The following is a 2,500-nucleotide window of genomic DNA, read 5'->3' as shown; positions in this document are numbered from 1 at the left end:
AGGTGCACGGGGTCTTTTCGTCCCACTGCGGGTAACCGGCATCTTCACCGATACTACAATTTCACCGAGCTCATGGCCGAGACAGTGTCCAGATCGTTGCACCATTCGTGCAGGTCGGAACTTACCCGACAAGGAATTTCGCTACCTTAGGACCGTTATAGTTACGGCCGCCGTTTACTGGGGCTTCAATTCAATGCTTCTCCCCGAAGGAATGACATCTCCTCTTAACCTTCCAGCACCGGGCAGGTGTCAAGCCCTATACGTCATCTCACGATTTTGCAGAGCTCTGTGTTTTTGATAAACAGTCGCCTGGACTCTTTCACTGCGGCCCCCCATTACAGGGGGCGACGCTTCTCCCGAAGTTACGCGTCTATTTTGCCTAGTTCCTTAGCCATGAATCTCTCGAGCGCCTTAGAATACTCATCCCAACCACCTGTGTCGGTTTGCGGTACGGGCTGCTTCACTTGGTTTTCTCGGAGGATGTTAAACTGGATTATCACCTTGGCCGAAGCCTCAGTGTACTATCGGGGCGTCACCGCTCCCTTCAACGTACTATTCCGTCAGTACGCACCAACGCCACATCCCCGTCACTTTTAATGTGAGCAGGTACAGAAATATTAATCTGTTGTCCATCCACTACCCCCTTCGGGTTCGTGTTAGGTCCCGACTGACCCCCAGCTGATTAGCATAGCTGGGGAAACCTTGGTCTTTCGGCGTGCGGGTTTCTCGCCCGCATTATCGTTACTTATGCCTACATTTTCGTTTCCAGGCGTTCCAGAATACCTCACAGTACTCCTTCAACACCCCTGGAATGCTCCCCTACCCCTCTATATAATAGAAGTCACAGCTTCGGTGATATGCTTATGCCCGATTATTATCCATGCGGAACCGCTCGACCAGTGAGCTGTTACGCACTCTTTAAATGAATGGCTGCTTCCAAGCCAACATCCTGGCTGTCAATGCAGTTCCACCGCGTTTTATCAACTTAGCATATACTTTGGGACCTTAGCTGGTGATCTGGGTTCTTTCCCTCTCGGACATGGACCTTAGCACCCATGCCCTCACTGCATACAAACATTTTATAGCATTCGGAGTTTGTCAGGAATTGGTAGGCGGTGAAGCCCCCGCATCCAATCAGTAGCTCTACCTCTATAAAACTATGTATACGCTGCACCTAAATGCATTTCGGGGAGTACGAGCTATTTCCGAGTTTGATTGGCCTTTCACCCCTACCCACAGGTCATCCCAAGACTTTTCAACGTCAACGGGTTCGGTCCTCCACAGTGTGTTACCACTGCTTCAACCTGCCCATGGGTAGATCACACGGTTTCGCGTCTACTACTACTGACTATGGCGCCCTGTTCAGACTCGCTTTCGCTACGGATCCGCACCTGAAGTGCTTAACCTTGCCAGTAAAAGTAACTCGTAGGCTCATTATGCAAAAGGCACGCCGTCACCCATAAGGGCTCCGACCGCTTGTAGGCGTATGGTTTCAGGATCTATTTCACTCCCTTGTTCAGGGTTCTTTTCACCTTTCCCTCACGGTACTGGTTCACTATCGGTCTCTCAGGAGTATTTAGTCTTGGCGGATGGTCCCGCCGGATTCACACAGGGTTTCACGTGCCCCGCGCTACTCAGGATACCACTATCGATAACGCTCTTTACTCGTACGGGACTATCACCCTCTACGGTACCTCTTTCCAAAGGCTTCCGATTCATTGCGCATCGAATATCGTGGTCCTACAACCCCCATATTGCCGAAACAACATAGGTTTGGACTAATCCGCTTTCGCTCGCCACTACTCACGGAATCACTATTGTTTTCTCCTCCTCCGGCTACTTAGATGTTTCAGTTCACCGGGTTTGCTCCTGGCCTTACGACCAGGTGACATGCCTTCAACATGCCGGGTTGCCCCATTCGGATACCTGCGGATCAAATCGTGTGTGCCGATCCCCGCAGCTTTTCGCAGCTTATCGCGTCCTTCATCGCCTCTGAGAGCCTAGGCATTCCCCATACGCCCTTATCTAGCTTGTCGCCAGACCTTTTGTTCGCGCTCCCTGTACCGCGGCAGCGGTACAGAAAATTATACTTGTACTTTACTTATTCTCTCGTATTTCTTTTTCAGTGTGCGCAAAGACCTGAATCTTATCTGCGCACCCTGTCCCAATATGTCAATGAACGTTTTTCCAATTTGAAAATGTGGTAATGTGGAAATTTGAAAATGAATTTCAAACCTACACAACTATCCAAGCCTCAATCAGAATAGTGGAGAATATCGGAGTCGAACCGATGACCTCCTGCGTGCAAGGCAGGCGCTCTAGCCAGCTGAGCTAATTCCCCGTTTTCTATAAGTCGGCAAATGCCACTTTACAGTTGTCAGGTTCCCCAACTTCTAGAATTTCCTAATTCAATACTTCAATCAATGAACGTGTTACTCTTCGACGAACGCCCAACCTGTATAGGCCAACGCGCCATCTGGCTCCTTCGCTAAAAACATCC

Annotated in this window: 1 tRNA gene and 1 rRNA gene (1 of these 2 cut by a window edge); both read right to left on the bottom strand. The window is 49.9% G+C overall.

Annotated elements, in window-relative coordinates:
• A 23S ribosomal RNA gene (locus tag F1E73_RS16580) occupies positions 1-2,037 on the bottom strand; it reaches 801 nt to the left of the window's first position.
• A 230-nt stretch (positions 2,038-2,267) separates the two neighbouring features.
• Positions 2,268-2,341, bottom strand: a tRNA-Ala gene (locus F1E73_RS16575).
• Between the last annotated feature and the right edge of the window lie 159 nt (positions 2,342-2,500).

It is taken from the genome of Arenibacter lacus, assembly GCF_008711145.1.
In the GTDB taxonomy this organism is placed as follows: domain Bacteria; phylum Bacteroidota; class Bacteroidia; order Flavobacteriales; family Flavobacteriaceae; genus Arenibacter; species Arenibacter amylolyticus.
The sequence above is the reverse complement of the archived record's forward strand: the minus strand, read 5'-3'. Positions and strand labels throughout refer to the sequence as shown.